This window comes from Pseudomonas sp. NY5710 (assembly GCF_013305665.1).
GTDB classification, from domain to species: Bacteria; Pseudomonadota; Gammaproteobacteria; order Pseudomonadales; family Pseudomonadaceae; genus Aquipseudomonas; species Aquipseudomonas juntendi.
On record NZ_CP045554.1, the window covers coordinates 2,745,076 to 2,766,243 of the forward strand.

Genomic DNA, 21,168 nt, shown 5'->3' on the forward strand with positions numbered 1-21,168 from the left:
CCTGTGATCAGCCGTTGACCAGGTTCGCAGGCCGCTCCCCCGCCAGCGCGCTGAGCAGGTTGTCCACTGCACAGCGCGCCATGGCCTGACGAGTCTCTTGTGTCGCAGAACCGATGTGCGGGGTTGCCACCACGTTGTCCAGCTGCAGCAGTGGCGAGTCAACCGCCAACGGCTCCTGCACGAACACATCCAGCCCTGCACCACGGATACGCCTGGCGCGCAACGCGTCGATCAGCGCAGCCTCGTCTACCACCCGCCCGCGGGAAATGTTCACCAGAATCGCCTCGGGCTTCATCAACCCCAGCTCACGCGCACCGATCAGCCCTTCAGTACTGGCACTGAGCGGCACCGTCAGGCAGACGAAGTCCGCTTGCTGCAATAGCGCGTCCAGGCTGCACCGGCGCGCAGCATGGCGTGCTTCTACTTCCGGCTTGGCGCGCTGGCTGTGGTACAGCACGCGCATGCCAAAGCCTGCGGCAGCACGCCGGGCCAACGCTTCGCCAATACGGCCCATGCCGACGATGCCCAGCGTTTTGCCATGCACATCACAGCCAAAATGCGCCGGCCCCAGGTTGGCCTGCCAATGGCCTTCACGCACCCAGTTGGCCAGCTCCACCACCCGCCTGGCGGTCGCCAGGATCAGGGCGAAACCGGTGTCCGCCGTGGTTTCGGTCAGCACGTCCGGGGTATTGGTCAGCATCACGCCACGGCGGCTGAGCTGCGCAACGTCGTAGTTGTCCACCCCGACCGAAACGCTGGACACAACCTCCAGCTGCGGCGCCAGATCGAGCAGGCTGGCGTCCAGGCGCAGGCTGGCGCCCAGCAACCCGTGCGCCCCTGGCAAGGCATCGCGCAGGCGCGCCAGGCCATCGGGCTGGGCAATGTCCACCCAGGTCACGTCCACCTGGGCGTGCAGGCGCGCCATCAGGTCATCGGAAAGGCGCTTGTACAAGACGATTCGTTTTTTCATTGCAGTCATTCCTAAGGGTTCAGCGCCAGGCGCGTGCCATTGCGTTTGGCCCGGCCGGAGGTCTGGGAGGTATTGAGGGCGGCCGTCAGCGCCACGGCAGTCAGCAGCGCACCGCACATGAACAGGTACGAGGCGCCAGGCCCACCCGTGGCGCCATTGAGGTAGCCCACCAGCCAGGAGCCGCCGAAAGAGCCCAGCGCCCCCATGCTGTTGATCAGCGCCATGGCACCCCCGGCGACGTTGGCCGGCAGTATCTCGGGCACGATGGCGAAGAACGGGCCATAGGGTGCGTACATGCAGGCGCCAGCGACCACCAGCAGCGCGTACGACCACCAGAAGTGATCGGTGCCCAGGGCATAAGAGCCATAGAACGCCACGGCGGCGATCAGCAGCGGCGGCCACACGAAGCGCTTGCGCTTTTGCACGCGGTCAGACGCCCAGGACACGCCCACCATGGCCACAACCGCCGCCAGGTAGGGCACCGAGGCCAGCCAGCCGGCCTGCACAATGTCGACGTTGGCCGCCTGCTTGAGGATCGACGGCAACCACAGCACGAAGCCGTACACGCCAATGCTCCAGCAGAAGTACTGCAGCGCCAGGATGATCACCTGCGGCGAGCGGAATGCCTCGCGGTAGTTCTTGACCGGCTTGATGCCCTGTTGCTCGGCCGCCAGCGCCTGTTGCAGGTCTGCTTTTTCCTGGGCGCTCAGCCAGCTGACCTGGGCTGGGCGGTCATCCACCAGGCGCCACCAGAAGAACGCCCAGATCACCGCCGGCAGGCCCTCGATGATGAACATCCAGCGCCAGTCGTAATGCTTGATCAGGTAACCCGACACCACCGACATCCACAGGATGGTGACCGGGTTACCGAGCATCAGGAAGGTGTTGGCGCGGGAGCGCTCGGCACGGGTGAACCAGTGGCACAAGTACACCAGCATGGCGGGCATCACTGCGGCCTCGACCACGCCCAGCAGGAAGCGGATGCCGATCAGCATGTAGACATTGCTGACCATCCCGGTAAGCGTGGCCAAACCGCCCCAGAGGATCAGGCAGACGAATATCAGCTTCTTCACGCTGCGTTTTTCAGCGTAGATGGCCCCAGGTACCTGGAAGAAGAAGTAGCCAAGGAAGAACAACGCCCCCAGCAAGGACGACAGCACGGGCGTGATGTGCAGGTCTTCGGCCATGCCCGAGGCGGCGGCGAAGCCGTAGTTGGCGCGGTCCAGATAAGCCAGGCTGTAGGTGAAGAACACGATCGGGATGATGTACCACCAGCGACGCGGTGCCAGTTTTTGGCTTTGCATGGTCTTTGACTCCTGAGCTTGTTGTTTTTGTGGCAACAGGTGATTCCGGTTAGAGCATTCAGGCACTTCTGCGCAGGTCGTAGGCCTCCAGTTCGTGACGCAGCGGCAGCCCTTCCATGTCGCCGCGCGATTGCACGGCGCGGCTGCCGCACCAGTTGCCACGCGCCACCGCCTCTGCCACTGGGCGCCCCTCGAGCAGCGCGCTGAGCACGCCCACGGCAAACGCATCACCGGCGCCGACGGTGTCCACGACTCGGCTGACGGCTACAGGGGCGACCTGGCCCTCACCTTTGCCACTACGCCAGTAGGCCCCGGCGTCGCCCAGCTTGATCACCACCAGTTCCACGCCTTGGTCGAGGTAGAACGCTGCGATATCGGCGGGGCTGTGCTGGCCCGTCAGCAGGCGGCCCTCTTCCAGGCCAGGCAAGACCCAGTCGGCTTTGCTCGCCAGGGCATTGATTTCGCGCACCATGCTGGCCTGGTCCGGCCATAGCGAGGGCCGCAGGTTGGGGTCGAACGAGATGCTGCGCCCGGCTGCACGCATGGCGTCGAGCAGCCCGTGCGACAGTGCCCGGCAGCTTTCCGACAGCGCCGGCGGGATGCCCGTGGCATGCAGGTGGCGCGCTTGGAGCAAGCCAGGTTGCAGCAGCGCAGGCGACAGCCGGCTGGCTGCCGAACCCCGGCGGAAGTACTCGACCGCGGGGTCGCTGCCATCATCGCAACGGGCCTTGAGCTGGAAGCCGGTGGCGCAGTGGCCATCTATTTCAACCGCCGAACAGTCCAGCCCTTCACGGCGCAGGCTGTCGAGCACGAAGCGCCCCAGTGAGTCGTCACCTACCCGGCTCAGCCAGCGCACCTTGAAGCCCAGCCGCGCAAGGCCGATGGCCACGTTACTGTCCGCGCCGGCGATACGCTTGCCGAACTGCCCGACACTGGCCAGGTCGCCGCAGTGCTCGGCGACGAACATGGCCATGGTTTCGCCAAAGCACAGCACGTCATGCTCATGCATGGGCCACCTCCTGGTCAGCACCCAGCAGCGACAGGCTGTGCACCTGGGCCCGGGTCAGCGCCAACAGGTCGTCGCCGACCAGGGGATACTCGACGGCGCGTACCACCCCAGGGGCGAATTCGGCCAGTTGCTCGGCCCAGGCGCGCAGGTCTGGTGCTTGCGGCGGTACGGCGACCAGGCGGCCGTCGGCACGGCGCTGTACGCCCTTGCAATGCACATAGCGCACCCACCGACCAAGTTGGCGGGCAGCGTGCAACGCCACCTCGCCCTGCCAGTGCCAATTACCGATATCGAACGTCATGCCCAGGTTCAGGCCGTATGCATCGGCCTGCTCGAAGAAGCGCTGCAGGGGCTCGATTCTGCCGCCTTGCAGGGTCTGGTCGTTTTCCACCAACAGCAACGGCCCCTGCGCGGGCAGCAGCGCCGCCAAGGCCGAAAGGTCGCAGTGTTCATTGAAATGGCCCAGGGAAACCTTAAGCGCCACCGCGCCCAGCGCCCGCGCGGTGTCCAGTTTGTGCACCAGCGATGGGTCGGGTACGCCCTGCGCCGTCCACAGCTCCAGCGGGGTCGAATAAAGGCATTCCATGCCCAACCCGGCAATCACGGCGCCCAGTGCCGCGGCATCGGGTGCACTGGCGAACAATTCTTCACGCAACTCCACCCGGCTGACGCCTGCGGCGGCCAAAATGTCAAGAAACTGCTCCTGGCCACGTTGCCGGACAAAGTCGGCGCCATAGCTGGAGAGGCTGATGGAAACGGGGTTCGGGTACATTGTTTTTATCCTTTTGAAACCGGTTTCATTTTTATCCGGCAGCGTCAGGCTCAAGGCCTGCCGTTGCTTACTGTGGTTGGGTCGAGCCGCGGATGATCAGGCTGGCCTTGAATTCGATGCGCCGTGCCGCTGCACCATCGCCACGAAGCCGGCCGAGCAGGCTTTCAAAGGCTGCTACGCCGATGCGTTCGGTAGGCTGGGCCAATGCCGTGATGCCAGTGCCGACCAGGGGGTACCAGTCAAGATCGTCGAGTGCGACCAGGCCGACATCGGCAAACAGATTGCACCCGGCGTCATGCAGGGCCCGGGTCACGGCCAGCGTGGCAACACCGTTACAGGTAAAAATGGCCTGCGGGCCATGACCCCGGTCAGCCAGGAAGGCGGCCAACCGCCCTGCCAGGCCAGCGCCGGTTTCCAGCACCTGCTGGCGCATGCCTGGGCGGCGGCTGACCGAGGCCCCGAAGGCCTGCACCCGCTCCAGGCGCGAGCTGGTGCCATCGAGCGGCTCGCTGACCGCCAGGATATCCCGGTAGCCGCGTGCCTGCAGGTGGTCCAGGGCCTGCTCGACGGCGTCGGCATTATCCAGGCCGACCAGGTCGGCATTCAGTTCAGGGAGTTGACGGTCGACCAGCACCATGGGCAGGTCGCGCTGGAGGTTGAGCAGTTCGCCCGGGTGGTGCCCCAGCGTGTTCACGATCAGGCCTTCGACGTTGTAGCTCTGCAGGGCGACCAGGTGGTGGCGCTCTTGGTCGTCGTCACGGTTGGTGTTGCACACAACCAGGCTGTAGCCATGCTGGCGGCAGGCGGTTTCCACGCCATGCATCACGGCTACGGAATAGGGGTTGAGAATATCGGCAACCAACATACCGATCAGGCGCGTCTGCCCGCGCTTGAGGCCACGGGCCATTTGGTTGGGGCGGTAGCCAAGGCGTTCGATGACCTCGGCCAGGCGCTTGGCGGTGGCGTCGGCCAACAACTGGCGATCACCACCGATGTAGCGCGAGACGGTGGCTTTGGAAACGCCCGCGACACGCGCGACTTCGCTGATGGTGACCCGTTCGCGGGCATGGGCAGGCGCGTCGGTCATGGCTGTCCTTATGATTATTAGGTGGACGATGAAACCGGTTTCAATACACCAAAACTTGGTGCTTTCGTCAATATGCCGTTGGTCGGCCGAAGCGATCGGGCTGGCCAGCCGGGCAAGGCCAGGTTCGGCGACACAATGCCCTCGCCGAACCTGAGGCAATCCCTCTCAGCGCAATGCCTTCACATCCCCCGCGGTAACCGCCCCTGCCTGGTTACCCCAGCTGGTCCTGATGAAGTTCACCACCTCGGCAACTTCCTGGTCGCTCAGGCGCCAGCCAAACGCTGGCATGGTGAAGTTCGACGGTGCGGTGTGCGTCGCCGGCACCGTACCGCCTGCCAGCACCACATGGATCAGCGAGGTGGCGTCCGCCGTCTGCACCACCGGGTTGCCGGCCAGGGCCGGGAACACACGGGTGTAGCCCTGGCCATCGGTTCGGTGGCAAGCCGCACAGTTGTCGATGTACACCGCGGCGCCAGGTTTGCTGTCGTCACCGCGCCAGAGAGCGTCGGCCACCTGCTTGTCGTAGACATGCGGCTGGTCGTTCGGGTCGCTGGGCGGCAGGGTCTTCAGGTAACGGGCAATCGCCGTCAGGTCGGCATCGGTCATGTACTGCATGCTGTGCTCGACCACGTCGCTCATGCCGCCGAACACCGCACTGCGGTCACTGCGCCCGGTCTTGAGAAACTGCACCAGCTCGGCTTCGCTCCAACTGCCCAGGCCGTCCTTGTGATCGCCCCGCAGGTTCTTGGCGATCCAGCCCTCCAGCGGCGCGCTGCCGGCAAGGAACTGTTTGCCCTCGGCCGGGTTCAGCGCCTTTTCCTGCATGGTCAGCGCCCGCGGGGTGTGGCAGGCACCACAATGCCCCAGGCCTTCGACCAGGTACGCGCCACGGTCGACCACCGGGTCAGCCGCTGCCGAGGCTTGCCAGGGCGTTGCCGCAGGCGCGAACAGGCCACGCCAGATTGCCAACGGCCAGCGCATGCTCAGCGGCCAGGGAATATCGGTGGCCTGGTTAGGCTGCTCCACCGGCTCGACACCCTTCATGAAATAGGCGTACAGCGCCTGCATGTCCTGCTCGGTGATCCGCGCGTACGAAGGGTATGGCATGGCCGGGTACAGGGTGCTGCCGTCCTTGCCGATGCCTTTGCGTACAGCCTGGTCGAAGTCTTCGAAGCTGTAATGGCCAATGCCACTGGCGGACGGGGTGATATTGGTGGAGTACACCGTGCCGATAGGTGTTTGCATCGGCAGGCCGCCGGCGAAGGGCTTGCCCCCCTTGGCGGTGTGGCAGGCCACACAGTCACCGGCGCGGGCCAAATATTCACCCTGGCGCACCTGCGCATCTTCAGCGGCAACGGCCTGGCCAGCCACGCCGGCGCCCAGCAGCAGGGTTGCGATCAACATTGTTTTCATGCTCATCGCTCCTCAAGCCTGGACCAGCGGGCCGGGGTTTTTCAGGTACTGCTCGCGAATGGCCCGAGCCGACCAGTAGGTCAACGCTGCTACCAGCCCGGTGGGGTTGTAACCCAGCCCCTGGGGGAATGCAGACGCCCCCGGAACGAACACATTGTGGACATCCCAGCACTGCAGGTAGCGGTTGAGCGCGCTGGTTTTCGGGTCTGTGCCCATTATCGCGCCGCCGTTCAAGTGGGTGGTCTGGTAGCTGGCGGTGTTGAAGTGGTCCTTGACCTTCTTGCCCAGCACGGCAATCGCCTTGGGGTTCATCGCCTGGGCAATCTTGCTCAGCTTGTCGACCATGAACTGGTTCATCCTGATGTCGTTTTCCTGCCAGTCGAAGGTCATGCGCAACAGTGGCTGGCCGTAGGCGTCCCGGTAGGTCGGGTCCAGGTCCAGGTAATTGCCGCGGTAGGACTGGTGGGCGCCGTGGGCGTCCATCGACACCTGATGGGTGTAATAGTCGGCCGTGGCCTTCTTCCAGGCGCTGCCCCAGGCCGGGGTGCCAGGCGGGTTGGCAGTACCGGCGATCGGCCGGCTGCCAGCCTGGTTCACCCACATTGGCGAGCCACCGACGAAGCCATGCGGGCCATGGTCGAAGTTGTCGGCGTTGAAGTCATCGATGGCGATGCCATTGCCACCGGCGCCGATGAAGTTGTTGGTGTAGGTGTCTTTGTCGAAGAACGCCTTGACCGTGCCCATGTTCTGGTAGGCAAAGTTACGCCCGACCACACCCTCGTTGCTCACCGGGTCGTACGGTTTGCCGATACCGGAGAGCAGCATCAACCGCACGTTGTTGAACTGGAACGCCGCCAGGATCACCAGGTCGGCCGGCTGCTCCACCTCGCGCCCCTGGGCATCGATGTAGGTCACGCCGGTAGCCTTGCGCTTGCTGTCGTCCAGGTTCACCCGCAGCACATGAGCGTTGGCCCGCAACTCGAAATTCGGCACTTGGCGCAGCGCCGGCAGAATATTCACATTCGGCGATGCCTTGGAATACATGTAGCACACGTAGCCGCTGCAGAAACCACAGAAGTTGCACGGCCCCATTTGCGCGCCGTAGGGGTTGGTGTACGGCCCTGACGTGTTGGCCGAGGGCAGGTTGTAGGGTTTGTAGCCCAGGCTGCTGGCGGCCTTTTCGAACAACCTGGCCGATACCACGTTCTTCTGCGCCGGCAGTGGGAACGGGTTGGAACGGTCGGGTGCATAAGGGTTGCCACCCCGCCCCTCACCTACCAGTTGGCCCTTGACCGTCCAGGCCTGACCGGACGTGCCGAACACCTTTTCGGCAAAATCGAAATACGGTTCCAGCTCTTCGTAGCTGACGCCGAAGTCCTGGATCGTCATGCCTTCGGGGATGAACTTGCGCCCGTAGCGCTCCTCGTAATGGCTGCGCAGGCGCAACTCCACCGGGTCTACCCGGAAATGCACACCCGACCAGTGCAAGCCTGCCCCCCCCACGCCCTTGCCAGGCAGGAAGGCGCCCAGTTGGCGGTTGGGCAGTGCCACGTCGTTCACGCTATGGCGAATGGTGACGGTTTCTTTCGACACGTCTACGAACAGCTTCTTGCGCACGCTGTAGGTCAGCTCGTCGATTACCTGCGGGTAGCTACCCTCCGGATAGGTGTCCTGCATCGGCCCACGCTCCAGGGCCACCACCTGCAGGCCGGCTTCGGTCAACTCCTTGGCCATGATCGCACCCGACCAGCCGAAGCCGACAATGACGGCATCCACTTTTTTCAAAACAGTCGCCATGCCTCAGGCCCTCTCGCCGCGGATCGATACAGCCGGGAACGGGTACGGCTCGTTGCGCTCGACCCAGTCCATGAAGTCGGCGCGCGCGCCCGGGAAGCCGATCTGGGTCCAACCGACCATGCCCTTGTTGCCGCCATGAATCGGGTCGCAGAAGAACCCTTCACGGGTGTTCTGCACCAGCAGGCTGAAGAATACCGTGGCCGGTACTGCCTCGAACGCCAGCTCACCGGCCTCGACTTTACCGAGTATCCGGTCCTGGGTAGCGCTGTCTTGCGCAGCGAACACTTGCCCACTGTTGGCCTTGCACCAGCCATCCACTGCGGCGATACCCAAGCGGTAGATCTGTTGCGGGTTCAACTGCAGTTGATAGCCCAGTTCGGGTGGAGCGTCGGCGTTGAACGGGCCTTGCATGTACCACTGGGCCCCGGTCGCGTAGGGGGTATTCATCTGCCGGTCTATGAACTCGGCGGCCCCGGCTTCGAGCGCACCGGGCCCGAGGGCATCAGCAGGGATGATGCGCGCTACGGCGGCCTGCACGAAGGCCCATTCCTCGGCACTGAAGAAAGTTGGCTGGTACTTGCCCGCCGGTGGCGCCACCGGCACCTTCGGTTCCTGCTGCGGCGCGGCCAGCAGCTGGCTGGCACCTGCCCCAAGCCCGGTGCTGGCGATGGTAACCACTGGGATCAAGGTCAAGGTCTTGCGCAGAAAGTCCCTACGCGGGTTGTCGGGGGCATGCTCGGGCATGGTGAATCCTCATCGGCTGCGGGCGGCCTTATAAGCGCCATCTGGTGGTGTGCGGGCGAGTCTTGTTAGGCCTTCAAAAAGACAGCCGAGTAATCTAGCGCGTTCAGAAATCTTTTGAAACCGGTTTCAGTCTTGACATTGCGACCACGTGTACTCGCCCGCGCATAGGCCTGGGCGACGAAGCCCATTACAATAGGCCTACCTCATTCGATACCCAGGCCATGATTCAGTCCGACCTCGACCTGTTCGGCCCTCAGCCACAACGCCTGGCAAGCGAAACCGTGCTGTTGCCCGGGTTTGCCCTGGGCGAAGTCGAACCACTGCTCGACGCGTTGCGCCCGGTGCTGCGTGCCGCACCGTTTCGGCACATGCACACGCCCGGCGGGCTGCGCATGGCGGTGGCGCTGAGCAATTGCGGCACATTGGGCTGGGTCAGTGATGCACAGGGTTACCGCTACAGCCGTTCGGACCCGCTTACCGGCCAGCCCTGGCCTGCCTTGCCGCCGATATTGCTTACCCTGGCCAACCGCGCTGCCGCCATGGCCGGTTTCGACGGTTTCACCCCGGACGCCTGCCTGATCAACCACTACCTGCCGGGCACACGGTTGAGCCTGCACCAGGACCGTGACGAGCACGATTTCGGCCAACCGATCGTTTCACTGTCGCTGGGCCTGCCGGCGGTGTTCCTGTTCGGCGGGTTGCAGCGGGGCGACAAAACCCAGCGCATAGCCCTCAGCCACGGCGATGTGCTGGTGTGGGGCGGCGAAGACCGCCTGCGCTTTCATGGCGTACTGCCGATCAAGCCCGGCGTGCACCCGCGCATGGGCGAGCGGCGCGTCAACCTCACGTTGCGCAAGGCGGGCGGCTAGGCTTTGTCGGGCCTGTGCAACACAGGCATTAAATAGGTTGAACGACTGCGCACCCCAGGGTTCACAGAATAATTACAGTGCCGCCCGCCAGGAGTCCGTCATGCCCTGCCAGACCTGCCGCCCTTGCCGTAATTACCGAGTCGACTCCCTATGAGGATGCCCGGTCGCGCGCCCAATGCCTCACTGCAACTGGACTACGTTCGCGATACCCTGTTCGGGCCGGTCGCTCAGTCCGTGGAATGCCAATGCCAACTTGCACCCTTGAATCTGCAGGGCCGCCCGGCGCTGCGTGTGCACATCTGCCCACCGCTCCCACACAAGGTCGAGCGCGCCCATAGCGTGGCGTTCATGTGGGATGGTCGCAGCTACCATGGGGTCGTTCGCGACAAGGGCAAGTGTGGCGATGGCGGGTTGAACCTGCTGGTGGAGCTGCAGTAGGCGATCAACGGCTGGCGACTGCGCGCGGGCCTTCCCCCGCCAGCCAAGGCTGGGCGGGGGGCGCGCATTGCCATCAAGCGATGGACTTGAGCAGTACTGGCCGGCTGTCACGCAGGGTACGCAATTGCTCCACCAGGTTCCGCAAATCGCGGCAGGTATTGAGGCTGCGCAATGGCACCCCGCTGAGGGTGCAGCCCTCATCGAGGCTCTGGCCCTGACCCAGGCGGATGGTCAGGTTGGCGCCGTCCGGGCAGCTGGTTTCACAGCGATCTGGTAGGCAAGCCTGCTCGATCATCTGGCGCAGCTCAAGCGTGGAAACTCCTATCAACGACATGGTACGACCCTCTCCGTTGGATGGCCTGTTGTGAGGAAGTACGCCCTCGTGGGGCTGGGTGCCAATTGATATTGCGCATGCCACGGCGGCCGTCCATGCGCCGGGGCAATGATGATGCGGGTAATTCTCTAGCACCTTAGTGGAAGATCGTCTGCGCCAGCCGGGTGTTCGATCGCAGCGATGCACTTAACGACGAATGGTTACGCAAGCTTCAACAGGGGCTGGCACCCAGCCCCATGCCCTTCTACGGCCGAAGCTGGCCAAACCGCCCAGCATGAAAGTCGTCGAACGACTCGGCGATCTCCGCCTGGCTGTTCATCACGAACGGGCCGTAGCCCACGATCGGCTCGTCGATCGGCTCACCGCTCAGCAGCAACACGCTGGCACCTTCGAGGGCTTCAACCCGGACATCCGCCTGCTCGCGGTCGAACAGCACCAGGCTGGACGGCCCGGCTTCGCGCTCACCATTGACCCGCACGCGGCCGCGCAATACCACCAGCGCCGCGTTACGCCCGGCGGCCACCGGCAACGCCAAGGCAGCGCCATTGTTCAGGCGCAGGTCCCAGACGTCCATGGTCGTGAAAGTGCGCGCCGGCCCCTGGTGACCGTGGTAATGCCCGGCGATCACCCGCACACTGCCGGCCCCATCATCCAGCGCCACCACCGGGATATCGCTGGCCAGCAGCGTCTGGTAGCCCGCCGCCGCACGTTTGTCGCGAGCGGGCAGGTTGACCCACAGCTGCACCATCTCCAGCATGCCGCCCCGCTCGGCAAAGGCTGGCGAATGGAATTCTTCATGGATGATGCCGTTGGCGGCGGTCATCCACTGCACGTCACCCGGCCCGATCAGGCCACCGGCACCCGTGGAATCGCGGTGCTCCAGCTCGCCCTGGTAAACAATGGTCACTGTCTCGAAACCACGGTGCGGGTGCTGACCAACGCCGCGCCGGGCCTGGGTTGGGGTGAACGCATGCGGGCCGGCATAGTCCAGCAGCAGGAACGGGCTGATGTGGCTGGCCAGATGGTCATAGGTGAACAGGCTGCGGACCGGGAAGCCATCACCCACCCAATGGGGGTGGGGGCTGTGGTGGATACCCAGAATGGTTTTCATGAGAAGGCTCCTGTTTCGGTTTGGATCACCTTATCAATGATGACAATCAGCCGGTAGAGGACATTAACGGCCCACATCGTTCCACCACCAGAACAATCACCGCTGCAAGAAAGCCAGCACCTGCTCGGCTGCCATCGCCGGGTCTTCCTGCATGAAGCAGTGCCCACCGGCGACCTCCTGCGCGCTGATGCTGGCATTCAGCGACACCAGGCGCTGCACCGAGCGGGGCACAAATGGATAGGTGTGCTTGCCATAAATCACGTGGGTCGGTGTATTGATTGCACACAGGCTGGCCCACATGCGCTTGGGGAACGAGCTGAAGATTTCCACTTCGCGGCTGGGTCGGCACTTGAGCACCACGGCCTCGCCGCAATCGCCGATGGCATGCTCGACATACGCCTGCAACGCCGCATCGGCCCAGCCTTTGAAGATGCCCCGGCCCTGCAGCGAAGCCAGCGCCGCTGTGCGATCAGGCCAATGGCTGCGGCGGCTGGCGGCCTTGCGCGCCAAGGCATGACGCTGGTGCAGGCCAACCAGCGCCGCCGCGCCCATCACGCCGAGCATGCGGCGGCTGAACAACACCGGATCGAGCAGCACAGCACGGGCGAACAACTGCGGGTCACTGGCCAACATCAACCCGGTCAACACGCCGCCGAAGCTGTGGCCCACGGCAAACCGGGCCACCTCGCCGTATTCGCCACGGCCCGCTTCGAAGGCTTCCACGGCCAGCGCCGCCGTACGGTTCCAACCCAGAAACGCCCCGCCATGGTCACTATCACCGTGCCCTTGCACATCACACAGCCACAGGTCGAAATGTTCACCCAGGCGCATCAGCAACGGCTGGTAGGCCAAACAGCAAAAACCGTTGCCATGCAAGAAATGCAGCAGTGGCTTGCCGCTGGCCGGGGTTCGCCAACCACGCAAGGTGAAGCCTTCGGCGCATTGATGGGACCAGGGAATCAACTGCATGGGTTTACGGCACTCGCAACGCTAGGGGAACACCGATTCTACAAACAGCAGCGGGTACAGTGAAATCACCAGCAGCAGGGCCATCAGGACATTGAACAGCATCAGCCAGCGCGGGTTCTGCAGCAGGTTGCGCAAGGCGCTGCCGAACATCACCCACACGCCCACGCTCGGCAGGTTGACCAACGCGAACACTGCGGCAATGACCATTACATTGGTCACGTAGCCTTGCGCCGGGGTGTAGGTGGTAATGGCCCCCACCGCCATGACCCAGGCCTTGGGGTTGACCCATTGAAATGCGGCTGCGCCCCAGAAGCCCAGCGGCTTGCGCGCGCCAGGCGAGGCAGCATCCACAGGCCCTGAAGTGGCAATTTTCCAGGCCAGGTACAGCAAGTAAGCCGCACCTGTGTAGCGCAATACCGTGTACAGCGGCGGCCAGGCCTTGAACACTTCACCCAGGCCCAGGCCGACCGCCAGCACCATGACCATGAAACCGCAACTGATACCCAGGGCATGGGGAACCGAGCGGCGCACGCCAAAATTCACGCCCGAGGCCAGCAGCATGGTGTTGTTTGGACCTGGCGTGATCGAAGACACAAAGGCGAACAGCACGAAGGCGCTCAGCAGGTCGACAGAGGCAAGCATGGCGGGCATTCCACTTTCATCGAAGGTGCTGCCACACTACCTGAGTCGTCCTCCTCGGCGACCACTACAGTTAAAACAAATTATGCAGATACACTTTACTGTACTGCCATTCTGGATCAAGGAAGCCGCCTCATGAGCCTTCTCATTCGCCCTGCCGCGCCTACCGATGCCGCGCAGATCCTCAACTTCATCACCGAGCTGGCCGAGTACGAGCGCGCGCGCCACGAGGTGGTCGCGACCCTGGCCGATATCCAGCACAGCCTGTTCGGTGCAGGCAGTACCGTGCACAGCCTGGTCTGCGAACGCGATGGCCAGGCGATCGGCTTTGCCGTGTATTTCTACAGCTATTCCACCTGGCTGGGGCGCAACGGCATCTACCTGGAAGACCTGTACATCACCCCCGAACAGCGCGGTGACGGGGCTGGCCGCCAGTTGCTTCAGCACATCGCCCGCGAGGCGGTGGCCAACAACTGTGGGCGCCTGGAGTGGAGCGTGCTGGACTGGAACGAACCGGCAATCGGCTTTTATCAGAAGCTGGGCGCCGAGGCCCAGGATGAGTGGGTACGCTACCGCCTGGACGGGGACAAGCTGGCGGCATTCGCGCGGGGGTAACGGTTGCTTCAGCCAGCATGGGCACATGCGCGCCCTACCGGGCAATTGACGCCAGGGCCGCCCCATGCTCTCCTTACGCCTCACGTTCAGGTGCCCCTTCATGGGGTGAAACGGGAAACCGGTGCGTCGCAGGCCCTGACCAGGGCCCGACAATGCCGGTGCTGCCCCCGCAACGGTAAGCGAGCGAAGCGTCTGTACCACTGTGCCATGTAGTGCGGCATGGGAAGGTGACGCTTGCCAGGAGCCCTGCTCCTCCTCGCAAGCCCGGAGACCGGCCTGGCGTTCATGAACAACCCGCGGTGGGCGGGCGCTGTTGCATTCCCCTGGGTAACCGCGCCCGGGGCTGCCGCGCTTGCCCATTGCCCACAAAAAGCAGAGGAACGCGTCATGCCCGTCGCCAGCACCAAGCCACACAGCCTTGCCACCCCCGCTACTCTCAGCCAGCGCGTCATCATTGCCGTCGGTGCCAGCTTGCTGGGCCTGTGCCTGGTCTACTTCGCCGGGTTCTCGCACATCGAGGCGGTGCATAACGCCGCCCACGACACGCGCCACAGCGCCGCCTTCCCCTGCCACTGAGTACGCCCCCATGATCATGCGCATTGCCCGCACCGCGGGTTTCAGCGGGCTGCTCGCCGCCCTGCTGCTGACCTTGCTGCAAAGCTTCTGGGTGGCCCCGCTGATTCTTCAGGCGGAAACCTACGAGTCCTCGGCACCTGCCGCGCACCATGAGCATGGCAGTGAAGTGCCTGCCCATGAACACAGCGCCGAGGCCTGGTCGCCGGAAGATGGCTGGCAACGGGTGCTCGCCACCACGGGCGGCAACCTGGTGGTTGCCGTCGGCTTCGCCCTTGTTCTCGCCGCGCTTTACAGCTTGCGCGCACCCACGCGCGCCAGTACCGGTGCCTTGTGGGGGCTGGCCGGGTTCGCCGTGTTCTGCCTGGCCCCAACCTTGGGCTTGCCGCCCGAGCTGCCAGGCACCGCTGCAGCAGACCTGGGTCAACGCCAGGCGTGGTGGGTCGGCACCGCCAGCGCCACCGCGCTCGGCCTGGCCTTGTTGGTGTTCGCCCGGCACGGGCTGCTGAAACTGCTGGGCGCGGTGCTGCTGGTGATCCCGCATGTGCTCGGTGCTCCGCAGCCCGAGGTTCACCAAAGCCTGGCCCCGCAAGCCCTGGAAACCCAGTTCAAGCTGGCCTCGTGGCTGACCAATGCGGCCTTCTGGCTGGCCTTGGGCCTGCTCAGCGCCTGGTTGTTCCGCCGTTCCAGCCAGGCCTGATGGGCACTTTCTATGCCGGCTTTGGCTGCCGCCGGGGTTGCCCGGCGGCCACCCTGCACACCCTGTTGCGCCAGGCCCTGGCCAACCACGGCCTGGCACTGGCAGACCTGCGCGGCATCGCCAGCATCAGCCTGAAGGCTGACGAGCCGGGTTTGCAGCAGCTGGCCGAGCACCTGGGTGTGCCGTTGGTGCTGTACCATAGCCAGCACCTGCAAGCTTACCAGCCACTGCTCAGCCACCGCTCCGCCGCCGCCCATGCCCACACCGGGTGCTGGGGCGTGGCCGAGAGCACCGCACTGGCCCTGGCCGATCGGCAACAAGGCAGCCCACGGCTGTTGCTCAAGCGCCAGGTGCTCGGCCCGGCGACACTCGCCCTGGCCTGCTGAACGCTCCATACCCTTTTTTTGCAAGGACATTGCATGACCGTCTACTTCATCGGCGCCGGCCCCGGCGACCCCGAACTGATCACGGTCAAGGGCCAGCGGCTGATCCGCCAATGCCCGGTGATCATCTACGCGGGCTCGCTGGTGCCCGCTGCCGTGCTCGAAGGCCACCAGGCCAGTACCGTCATCAACAGCGCCGAACTGCACCTGGAGCAGATCATCGCCGCCATGCGCACCGCCCACGAACACGGGCAGGATGTCGCCCGCGTACACAGCGGCGACCCCAGCCTCTACGGCGCCATCGGCGAGCAGATCCGCCACCTCAAGGCACTGGGTATCGACTATCAGATCATCCCCGGGGTCACTGCCACCGCCGCCAGCGCTGCATTGCTCGGCTGTGAACTGACCCTGCCGCAAGTGGCGCAGACCGTGATTCTGACCCGCTACGGCGACAGTTCGCCCATGCCACCCGGGGAACAGCTGTCAGACCTGGCCCGCCACGGCAGCACCCTGGCGATTCACCTGGGGGTCAAGCACCTGCCACGGATCGTTGAAGCGCTGCTGCCCCACTACGGCACCGAGTGCCCGGTGGCCGTGGTGCACCGCGCCACCTGGCCAGACCAGGACTGGGTGCGCGGCACGCTGGGCAACATCGTCGAGCGCAGCGCGGCCAAGCACTTCCGGCGCACGGCACTGATCCTGGTAGGCCATGTCCTGGGGGATGCGCCGTTCGCCGAATCTGCCTTGTACCGTGCCGGTCACGCCCACCTGTATCGGCCTGGCGACTGAGCACGCCCGGGCTTGCCCCTGCGCATGATCAAAACTCCCGCTGCCTGCGCCTGAGCGCCCTCTCCTGTCCGACATCACCACTATGGCAGTGGTGATGTTTTTCCATTATTTGTAGGAATTTTCGACAAGTAGTCGGGAAACTATCAACACTTCTATACTCGGGATTACCAAACGTCAGGTTTGGTCGTATGGTGCTGCGCTTCCGATTAACCCGCTTGCAAACGTATTCCTGAGTGTTCCAGGAAGCGGACCACATCCTGACAGGAGTTTTCCCCATGACAACCGTGCTGATCGTCGACGACCACCCTATCGTGCGGTTGTCGTTGCGCCTACTGCTCGAGCGTGAGCGCTTTCATGTCGTCGGCGAAGTCGGCAATGGCAGCGAGGTGGCGCAGGTGGCCCGTGAACTGCGCCCGGACGTGGTGGTGCTGGATATAGGCCTGCCTGGCCTGGACGGCATGGAGGTCATCAAGCGCCTCCAGTGCCTGGAGCCAACCCCCAAGATCATGGTGCTCACCGGCCAGGCCACCGACCTGTACGTGCGCCGTTGCCTGGATGCCGGTATCGGCGCGTTCGTCACCAAGGAAGAGGACTACGAGGCCCTGCTGTTCGCCCTCAAGGCGTTGGTAAAGGGTTATTCGACGTTTCCGCAGATGTCGGTCAACAGCAACTCCCTGGAGAGCGAACCGGTGCGCCTGGCCAGCCTTTCCAACCGTGAGATGGAAGTGCTCCGGCGCCTGGCACGCGGGGAGAACAACAAGAATATTGGGACCTGCATGAACCTGAGCGCCAAGACCATCAGTACCTACCGGGGCCGCATCATGGAAAAACTCAAAACCGAATCGCTGGTCGAGATGGTCGACCTGGCCAAGCGCAATAGCGTCTACTGAGCGGCTGGCGAGCATGAAGTTCCTGCTGGCGAGCGCCTTCATGATCATCGGCCTGGCCAACGCCAGCGGGTTGCAGGCCAGCAGCGAACCCCGGCAGTTGTTGGCCCGCTCGGTCAGTGCTGCCGCGCCGCTGGTGCTCTCGGCCGAAGACCGCCAGTGGCTGCAGCAGCACCGGCAACTGGTGCTGGGCAGTTCGCGGCCGGACTACCCGCCCTTCGAGATCAATGTCAGCCCCCGTGATTACGAAGGCCTGAGCGCCGATTACGCCGGCCTCATCAGCGAGCAGCTTGGCATTGGCATCGAAGTGCGCCGCTTCGCCAGCCGCCACGAGGCCATCACTGCCCTGCATGAGGGGCGCATCGACCTGCTGGGCAGCTCCAACGCCTTCGAGGCAGCAGACGCCCACCTCAGCCTGAGCACACCTTATGCCGACGACCTGCCGGTGGTCGTGACCCGGGAGGGGCGCAGCCTGAAGGGCACGCCCGACCTGGCCGGCTTGCGCCTGGCCATGGTTGATCACTACCTGCCCGCCAACACCGTACGCAGCCTGTACCCCAAGGCGCAACTGAGCCTGTACCGCTCCACCCTGGCCGGGCTTGCCGCTGTCGAACTGGGCGAGGCCGACGCCTACCTGGGCGATGCCATCAGTACCGACTTCATGATCGGCAAAAGCTTCCAGGGCACGTTGAAGATCGACCACTTTTCCCCGGCCGCCCCCGAAGCGTTCGCGTTCGCCCTGTCCAGCGACAACCTGCACTTGCGCCAGCTGGTCGACAAGGCATTGGCCCGCATCAGTGAAAGCGAGCGGCTGAACATCCTGCGCCGCTGGAGCGGTGGCAATACCAGCCTGTTGTTACAGCGCCACCTGACGGCCCTCAGTGCCGAAGAGGAAACCTGGATCGCCGAGCACCCCGTGGTCAACGTGCTGATCAACACATCCCTGGCGCCATTGACTTTCAACGACGCCCAGGACAACGCCAACGGCATCACCCTGGATCTGCTCAAGCAGATCGGCTTGCGCACCGGGCTGCAGTTCAAGACCGTTGAAAGCACATCGGCCTACCACATGGTCGAGCGGCTCAAGCATGGTGACGCGCTGATGATCGGCGCCTTGGGCTACGGCGCCGACCGCGCCAGGCAACTGCGCTACACCCGGCCCTACCTGGTCAGCCCAAGGGTGTTGGTCACCCGCAGCGACACTACCGCGCCCGCCCAGGTGAAGGCCCTGGACGGCCAGCGTATCGCGGTGGTCAAAGGCTCGCCGCAACGGGCCTTGCTGCAGCAACGCTACCCGCAGGCCCGCCTGGTCGAAGTGGACAACCCGCTGGGCCTGATGGAGGCCGTGGCCAATGGCCGTGCCGACGTCGCCCTGAGCAACCACATCAATGCGGCCTACTACATCAGCCATGTTTTCAAGGACCGCCTGCGCATTGCCAGTGTGCTCGATGAAGACCCTGCCCTCGCCGCCTTCGCCGTAGCCGCCGACCAACCCCAGCTACAGGCCATTCTCGACAAGGCGCTGCTGAGCATTCCGCCTGAAGAACTGGCCCAGTTGATCAACCGCTGGCGCACCAGCTCACTGGTCAGCGACAGCCCGTGGCGCGACTACCGCACCCTCGCCCTGCAAGTGCTGGTGCTGTCGGCGCTGCTGCTGGCCGGCGTGGTGTTCTGGAACAGCTACCTGCGCAAGCTGATCAACCAGCGCACCGAGGCGCAACACGCCCTGCAGGACCAGCTGGCACTGAGCCGCGGGCTGCTGGAGCAACTACGCCAGGCCAAGGACGACGCTGAACAGGCCAGCCAGACCAAAAGCACGTTCCTGGCCACCATGAGCCATGAAATCCGTACCCCGATGAATGCCGTGATCGGGTTGCTGGAACTGGCGCTGGAGGACTGCCGTAGCGGCCGCAGCGATATCCATACGCTGCAGACGGCACATGATTCAGCGCTTGGCCTGCTGGAACTGATTGGCGACATTCTCGATATTTCCCGGATCGAGTCCGGGCACATCACCCTGCAACCCGTGCCCACGGACCTGCGCGAACTGGTGCGCGCCACCCTGCGCGTGTTCGAAGGCAACGCCCGGGCCAAAGGCCTGCACCTGCACGGCGAACTGCCCGCCGAACCTGCCTGGGTGCTGGCGGACCCGCTGCGGCTCAAGCAGATCCTCTCGAACCTGATCAGCAACGCCATCAAGTTCACTGACCGTGGCGAGGTGCAGGCCAGCCTCGTTCTGCCGGTTATCGCCGGCCATGACGTGTTGCCGGTGGAGCTGGATGTGCGCGACACCGGCATCGGTATCAGCCCTGCCGACCAGGCCCGCCTGTTCAACGCCTTTGTCCAGGCCGACGGCCCCAGGGCCCGCCAGGGCGCAGGCCTGGGCCTGGTCATCAGCCGTACGCTTGCCGAGCTTATGGGCGGCACGCTGAACCTGCAAAGCGTTCAAGGCGTCGGCACCCGGGTGCAAGTGAACCTGCAACTGCCCACCTGCGCCCCCCCGGCCACCATGCCCGAGGACGCGGCCCAACTGGAAAACAGCGACGGTCCTTTGAGCGTGCTGATCGTCGATGACTACCCTGCCAACCTGCTATTGCTGGAGCGGCAATTGCACACCCTTGGGCACCAGGTAAGCCTGGCGCAGAACGGTGATGCCGCCTGGGGCCGGTGGCAAGCGGCGCGTTTCGATGTGGTGATCACCGATTGCAGCATGCCGGTCATGGACGGCCATGAACTCACCCGGCGCATTCGCCAGTTCGAGGCCGAGCAAGGCCTGCCCAGGTGCCGGATTGTTGGCATCACCGCCAATGCCCAGGCCGAGGAACGTACCCGCTGCCTGGCCAGCGGAATGGACGTGTGCCTGTTCAAGCCGATAGGCTTGCGAACCCTCAAAGCTCACCTACCCCAGGCCCGCCCACCCGCGCCAGCAGCGCGCGCGGGCGGCTTGAACCTGGATGAGCTACGCCACCTGACTCAGGACGACGCGCAGCTCACAAAGCATTTGCTCGAGCAACTGTCGATCAGCGTTGGTGAAGACCTGGCGGCCCTGCGCGCGCTGGCGGCGGACGCGCCCGAAGAGGCGCTGCGTGCCTTGGCCCACCGCATCAAGGGCGGTGCCAAGATGATCAGGGTACGCGCCGTGGTCCAGGATTGCGAAGCGATCGAAGCGGCCCAGGCGCAAGGCTCGCCGACCGACGAGCCATGTGCACGGCTGCAAGCCAGCCTGCAGGCGCTGCTGGACGATATGCGCGCTGCGCTCAATGCAATTGCAGGGTCGAACTGATCTGGCTAATGGCATCGACCACGTGCCTTGAGCCCTGCTGAATCTCCATGATCACGGTGCCGGCTTCATTGGCCAGCGCCACGCCATGGCCGGTCCGGTTCAGGCTTGACTGCATGCTGGCCACAGCCAGCAGCGACAGGTCGTGGTTCTGCCGCACCACATCGACGATCTCCAGGGTGGCCTTGCTGGTGCGCGCGGCCAGGTTGCGCACCTCATCGGCGACCACGGCAAAGCCGCGCCCGTGTTCGCCGGCACGGGCGGCTTCGATGGCCGCATTCAGCGCCAGCAAGTTGGTCTGGTCGGCGATACCACGAATGGTCAGCACAATCTGCCCGATCACATCCGACTGTTTGCTCACCGCATCGATGCTGCGCGCTGCGTCGTTGAGCTCCACGGAAATCTGCTCGATCACCTGTACGGTCTGCTGTACCACTTCGGTGCCTTTGCGCGCGCAGGCATCGGTCTGCACCGAACTGGCATGG

At 64.4% G+C, this 21,168-nt stretch carries 22 protein-coding genes and 1 riboswitch; of the genes, 9 read left to right on the forward strand and 13 right to left on the reverse strand.

Translation table 11 applies throughout. The features are described from left to right. Positions 1-7 precede the first annotated feature (7 nt). The 8 genes from GEV39_RS12305 to GEV39_RS12340 form a co-directional block, all read right to left on the reverse strand. Positions 8-970, reverse strand: coding sequence for a 2-hydroxyacid dehydrogenase (locus tag GEV39_RS12305; RefSeq protein WP_173889311.1), 963 nt, complete (start codon positions 968-970; stop codon positions 8-10). An 11-nt stretch (positions 971-981) separates the two neighbouring features. Continuing rightward, on the reverse strand, positions 982-2,274 hold the full coding sequence (locus tag GEV39_RS12310; RefSeq protein ID WP_009682274.1) for an MFS transporter: 1,293 nt from the start codon (positions 2,272-2,274) through the stop codon (positions 982-984). Between the two features lie 58 nt (positions 2,275-2,332). Next, positions 2,333-3,283, reverse strand: coding sequence for a sugar kinase (locus tag GEV39_RS12315; protein WP_173889313.1), 951 nt, complete (start codon positions 3,281-3,283; stop codon positions 2,333-2,335). Further along, complete coding sequence (locus GEV39_RS12320) at positions 3,276-4,055, reverse strand: sugar phosphate isomerase/epimerase family protein (protein ID WP_173889315.1); 780 nt, start codon at positions 4,053-4,055, stop codon at positions 3,276-3,278. Before GEV39_RS12320 ends, GEV39_RS12315 begins: the two co-directional genes overlap by 8 nt. Positions 4,056-4,122: 67 nt before the next feature. Next, a complete protein-coding gene (locus GEV39_RS12325; protein WP_173889317.1) occupies positions 4,123-5,142 on the reverse strand; it encodes a LacI family DNA-binding transcriptional regulator in 1,020 nt (339 codons plus the stop codon). A 165-nt stretch (positions 5,143-5,307) separates the two neighbouring features. Beyond that, positions 5,308-6,555, reverse strand: coding sequence for a cytochrome c (locus GEV39_RS12330; protein WP_173889319.1), 1,248 nt, complete (start codon positions 6,553-6,555; stop codon positions 5,308-5,310). 12 nt (positions 6,556-6,567) lie between these two features. Beyond that, positions 6,568-8,352, reverse strand: a complete 1,785-nt coding sequence (locus GEV39_RS12335) for a GMC family oxidoreductase (protein ID WP_009682279.1) — start codon at positions 8,350-8,352, stop codon at positions 6,568-6,570. Positions 8,353-8,355: 3 nt separating this feature from the next. Further along, entirely contained in the window at positions 8,356-9,096 is a 741-nt protein-coding gene (locus GEV39_RS12340; RefSeq protein ID WP_173889321.1) for a gluconate 2-dehydrogenase subunit 3 family protein, read from the reverse strand. A 221-nt stretch (positions 9,097-9,317) separates the two neighbouring features. Between GEV39_RS12340 and alkB the strand changes: the two genes are divergently transcribed. After that, the gene (alkB, locus tag GEV39_RS12345) at positions 9,318-9,965 is read left to right on the forward strand and encodes a DNA oxidative demethylase AlkB (protein WP_173889323.1); all 648 of its coding nucleotides are present in this window, start codon (positions 9,318-9,320) and stop codon (positions 9,963-9,965) included. A gap of 150 nt (positions 9,966-10,115) precedes the next feature. After that, positions 10,116-10,403, forward strand: coding sequence for a hypothetical protein (locus GEV39_RS12350; RefSeq protein ID WP_173889325.1), 288 nt, complete (start codon positions 10,116-10,118; stop codon positions 10,401-10,403). Between the two features lie 73 nt (positions 10,404-10,476). Here GEV39_RS12350 and GEV39_RS12355 read toward each other — a convergent pair whose 3' ends face one another. The 4 genes from GEV39_RS12355 to GEV39_RS12370 all read right to left on the reverse strand — a co-directional run bounded on the left by GEV39_RS12355 (position 10,477) and on the right by GEV39_RS12370 (position 13,468). Beyond that, a complete protein-coding gene (locus GEV39_RS12355; protein WP_173889326.1) occupies positions 10,477-10,737 on the reverse strand; it encodes a DUF1652 domain-containing protein in 261 nt (86 codons plus the stop codon). Positions 10,738-10,981: 244 nt separating this feature from the next. Further along, a complete protein-coding gene (locus GEV39_RS12360; protein ID WP_173889328.1) occupies positions 10,982-11,848 on the reverse strand; it encodes a pirin family protein in 867 nt (288 codons plus the stop codon). Between the two features lie 96 nt (positions 11,849-11,944). Then, positions 11,945-12,817, reverse strand: coding sequence for an alpha/beta fold hydrolase (locus tag GEV39_RS12365; RefSeq protein WP_173889330.1), 873 nt, complete (start codon positions 12,815-12,817; stop codon positions 11,945-11,947). 21 nt (positions 12,818-12,838) lie between these two features. Then, positions 12,839-13,468, reverse strand: a complete 630-nt coding sequence (locus GEV39_RS12370) for a LysE family translocator (protein WP_009682286.1) — start codon at positions 13,466-13,468, stop codon at positions 12,839-12,841. 123 nt (positions 13,469-13,591) lie between these two features. Here GEV39_RS12370 and GEV39_RS12375 point away from each other — a divergent pair, with 123 nt between their 5' ends. The 7 genes from GEV39_RS12375 to GEV39_RS12405 all read left to right on the forward strand — a co-directional run bounded on the left by GEV39_RS12375 (position 13,592) and on the right by GEV39_RS12405 (position 20,686). Next, the gene (locus GEV39_RS12375) at positions 13,592-14,071 is read left to right on the forward strand and encodes a GNAT family N-acetyltransferase (protein ID WP_173889331.1); all 480 of its coding nucleotides are present in this window, start codon (positions 13,592-13,594) and stop codon (positions 14,069-14,071) included. 71 nt (positions 14,072-14,142) lie between these two features. Continuing rightward, positions 14,143-14,365, forward strand: a riboswitch (cobalamin riboswitch). A gap of 93 nt (positions 14,366-14,458) precedes the next feature. Then, positions 14,459-14,647, forward strand: coding sequence for a CbtB domain-containing protein (locus tag GEV39_RS12380; RefSeq protein WP_009682288.1), 189 nt, complete (start codon positions 14,459-14,461; stop codon positions 14,645-14,647). Positions 14,648-14,657: 10 nt separating this feature from the next. Continuing rightward, positions 14,658-15,344, forward strand: coding sequence for a CbtA family protein (locus GEV39_RS12385; RefSeq protein ID WP_173889333.1), 687 nt, complete (start codon positions 14,658-14,660; stop codon positions 15,342-15,344). Further along, a complete protein-coding gene (locus tag GEV39_RS12390; RefSeq protein ID WP_173889335.1) occupies positions 15,344-15,730 on the forward strand; it encodes a cobalamin biosynthesis protein in 387 nt (128 codons plus the stop codon). Before GEV39_RS12385 ends, GEV39_RS12390 begins: the two co-directional genes overlap by 1 nt. A gap of 33 nt (positions 15,731-15,763) precedes the next feature. Continuing rightward, the gene (cobM, locus tag GEV39_RS12395) at positions 15,764-16,516 is read left to right on the forward strand and encodes a precorrin-4 C(11)-methyltransferase (protein WP_173889338.1); all 753 of its coding nucleotides are present in this window, start codon (positions 15,764-15,766) and stop codon (positions 16,514-16,516) included. Positions 16,517-16,791: 275 nt separating this feature from the next. Continuing rightward, on the forward strand, positions 16,792-17,406 hold the full coding sequence (locus GEV39_RS12400) for a response regulator transcription factor (protein ID WP_173889340.1): 615 nt from the start codon (positions 16,792-16,794) through the stop codon (positions 17,404-17,406). Positions 17,407-17,419: 13 nt separating this feature from the next. Next, positions 17,420-20,686 (forward strand): transporter substrate-binding domain-containing protein, encoded by a 3,267-nt coding sequence (locus GEV39_RS12405; protein WP_173889342.1) that lies wholly within the window; start codon positions 17,420-17,422, stop codon positions 20,684-20,686. Here the strand turns inward: GEV39_RS12405 and GEV39_RS26535 are convergent. Next, a complete protein-coding gene (locus GEV39_RS26535) occupies positions 20,661-21,155 on the reverse strand; it encodes a methyl-accepting chemotaxis protein (protein WP_370593812.1) in 495 nt (164 codons plus the stop codon). The genes GEV39_RS12405 and GEV39_RS26535 overlap by 26 nt on opposite strands. Between the last annotated feature and the right edge of the window lie 13 nt (positions 21,156-21,168).

Excerpts from the sequence above, each read along its gene's own strand:
- GEV39_RS12370 (WP_009682286.1), bottom strand. The coding sequence starts at position 13,468 with ATGCCCGCCATGCTTGCCTCTGTCGACCTGCTGAGCGCCTTCGTGCTG.
- GEV39_RS12385 (WP_173889333.1), top strand. The coding sequence starts at position 14,658 with ATGATCATGCGCATTGCCCGCACCGCGGGTTTCAGCGGGCTGCTCGCC.
- GEV39_RS12360 (WP_173889328.1), bottom strand. The coding sequence starts at position 11,848 with ATGAAAACCATTCTGGGTATCCACCACAGCCCCCACCCCCATTGGGTG.
- GEV39_RS12375 (WP_173889331.1), top strand. The coding sequence starts at position 13,592 with ATGAGCCTTCTCATTCGCCCTGCCGCGCCTACCGATGCCGCGCAGATC.
- GEV39_RS12355 (WP_173889326.1), bottom strand. The coding sequence starts at position 10,737 with ATGTCGTTGATAGGAGTTTCCACGCTTGAGCTGCGCCAGATGATCGAG.
- GEV39_RS12340 (WP_173889321.1), bottom strand. The coding sequence starts at position 9,096 with ATGCCCGAGCATGCCCCCGACAACCCGCGTAGGGACTTTCTGCGCAAG.
- GEV39_RS12390 (WP_173889335.1), top strand. The coding sequence starts at position 15,344 with ATGGGCACTTTCTATGCCGGCTTTGGCTGCCGCCGGGGTTGCCCGGCG.
- GEV39_RS12335 (WP_009682279.1), bottom strand. The coding sequence starts at position 8,352 with ATGGCGACTGTTTTGAAAAAAGTGGATGCCGTCATTGTCGGCTTCGGC.
- GEV39_RS12305 (WP_173889311.1), bottom strand. The coding sequence starts at position 970 with ATGAAAAAACGAATCGTCTTGTACAAGCGCCTTTCCGATGACCTGATG.
- GEV39_RS12315 (WP_173889313.1), bottom strand. The coding sequence starts at position 3,283 with ATGCATGAGCATGACGTGCTGTGCTTTGGCGAAACCATGGCCATGTTC.
- GEV39_RS12330 (WP_173889319.1), bottom strand. The coding sequence starts at position 6,555 with ATGAAAACAATGTTGATCGCAACCCTGCTGCTGGGCGCCGGCGTGGCT.
- GEV39_RS12405 (WP_173889342.1), top strand. The coding sequence starts at position 17,420 with ATGAAGTTCCTGCTGGCGAGCGCCTTCATGATCATCGGCCTGGCCAAC.
- GEV39_RS12320 (WP_173889315.1), bottom strand. The coding sequence starts at position 4,055 with ATGTACCCGAACCCCGTTTCCATCAGCCTCTCCAGCTATGGCGCCGAC.
- GEV39_RS12325 (WP_173889317.1), bottom strand. The coding sequence starts at position 5,142 with ATGACCGACGCGCCTGCCCATGCCCGCGAACGGGTCACCATCAGCGAA.
- GEV39_RS12400 (WP_173889340.1), top strand. The coding sequence starts at position 16,792 with ATGACAACCGTGCTGATCGTCGACGACCACCCTATCGTGCGGTTGTCG.
- GEV39_RS12350 (WP_173889325.1), top strand. The coding sequence starts at position 10,116 with ATGAGGATGCCCGGTCGCGCGCCCAATGCCTCACTGCAACTGGACTAC.
- GEV39_RS12365 (WP_173889330.1), bottom strand. The coding sequence starts at position 12,817 with ATGCAGTTGATTCCCTGGTCCCATCAATGCGCCGAAGGCTTCACCTTG.
- GEV39_RS12310 (WP_009682274.1), bottom strand. The coding sequence starts at position 2,274 with ATGCAAAGCCAAAAACTGGCACCGCGTCGCTGGTGGTACATCATCCCG.
- alkB (WP_173889323.1), top strand. The coding sequence starts at position 9,318 with ATGATTCAGTCCGACCTCGACCTGTTCGGCCCTCAGCCACAACGCCTG.
- GEV39_RS12380 (WP_009682288.1), top strand. The coding sequence starts at position 14,459 with ATGCCCGTCGCCAGCACCAAGCCACACAGCCTTGCCACCCCCGCTACT.
- cobM (WP_173889338.1), top strand. The coding sequence starts at position 15,764 with ATGACCGTCTACTTCATCGGCGCCGGCCCCGGCGACCCCGAACTGATC.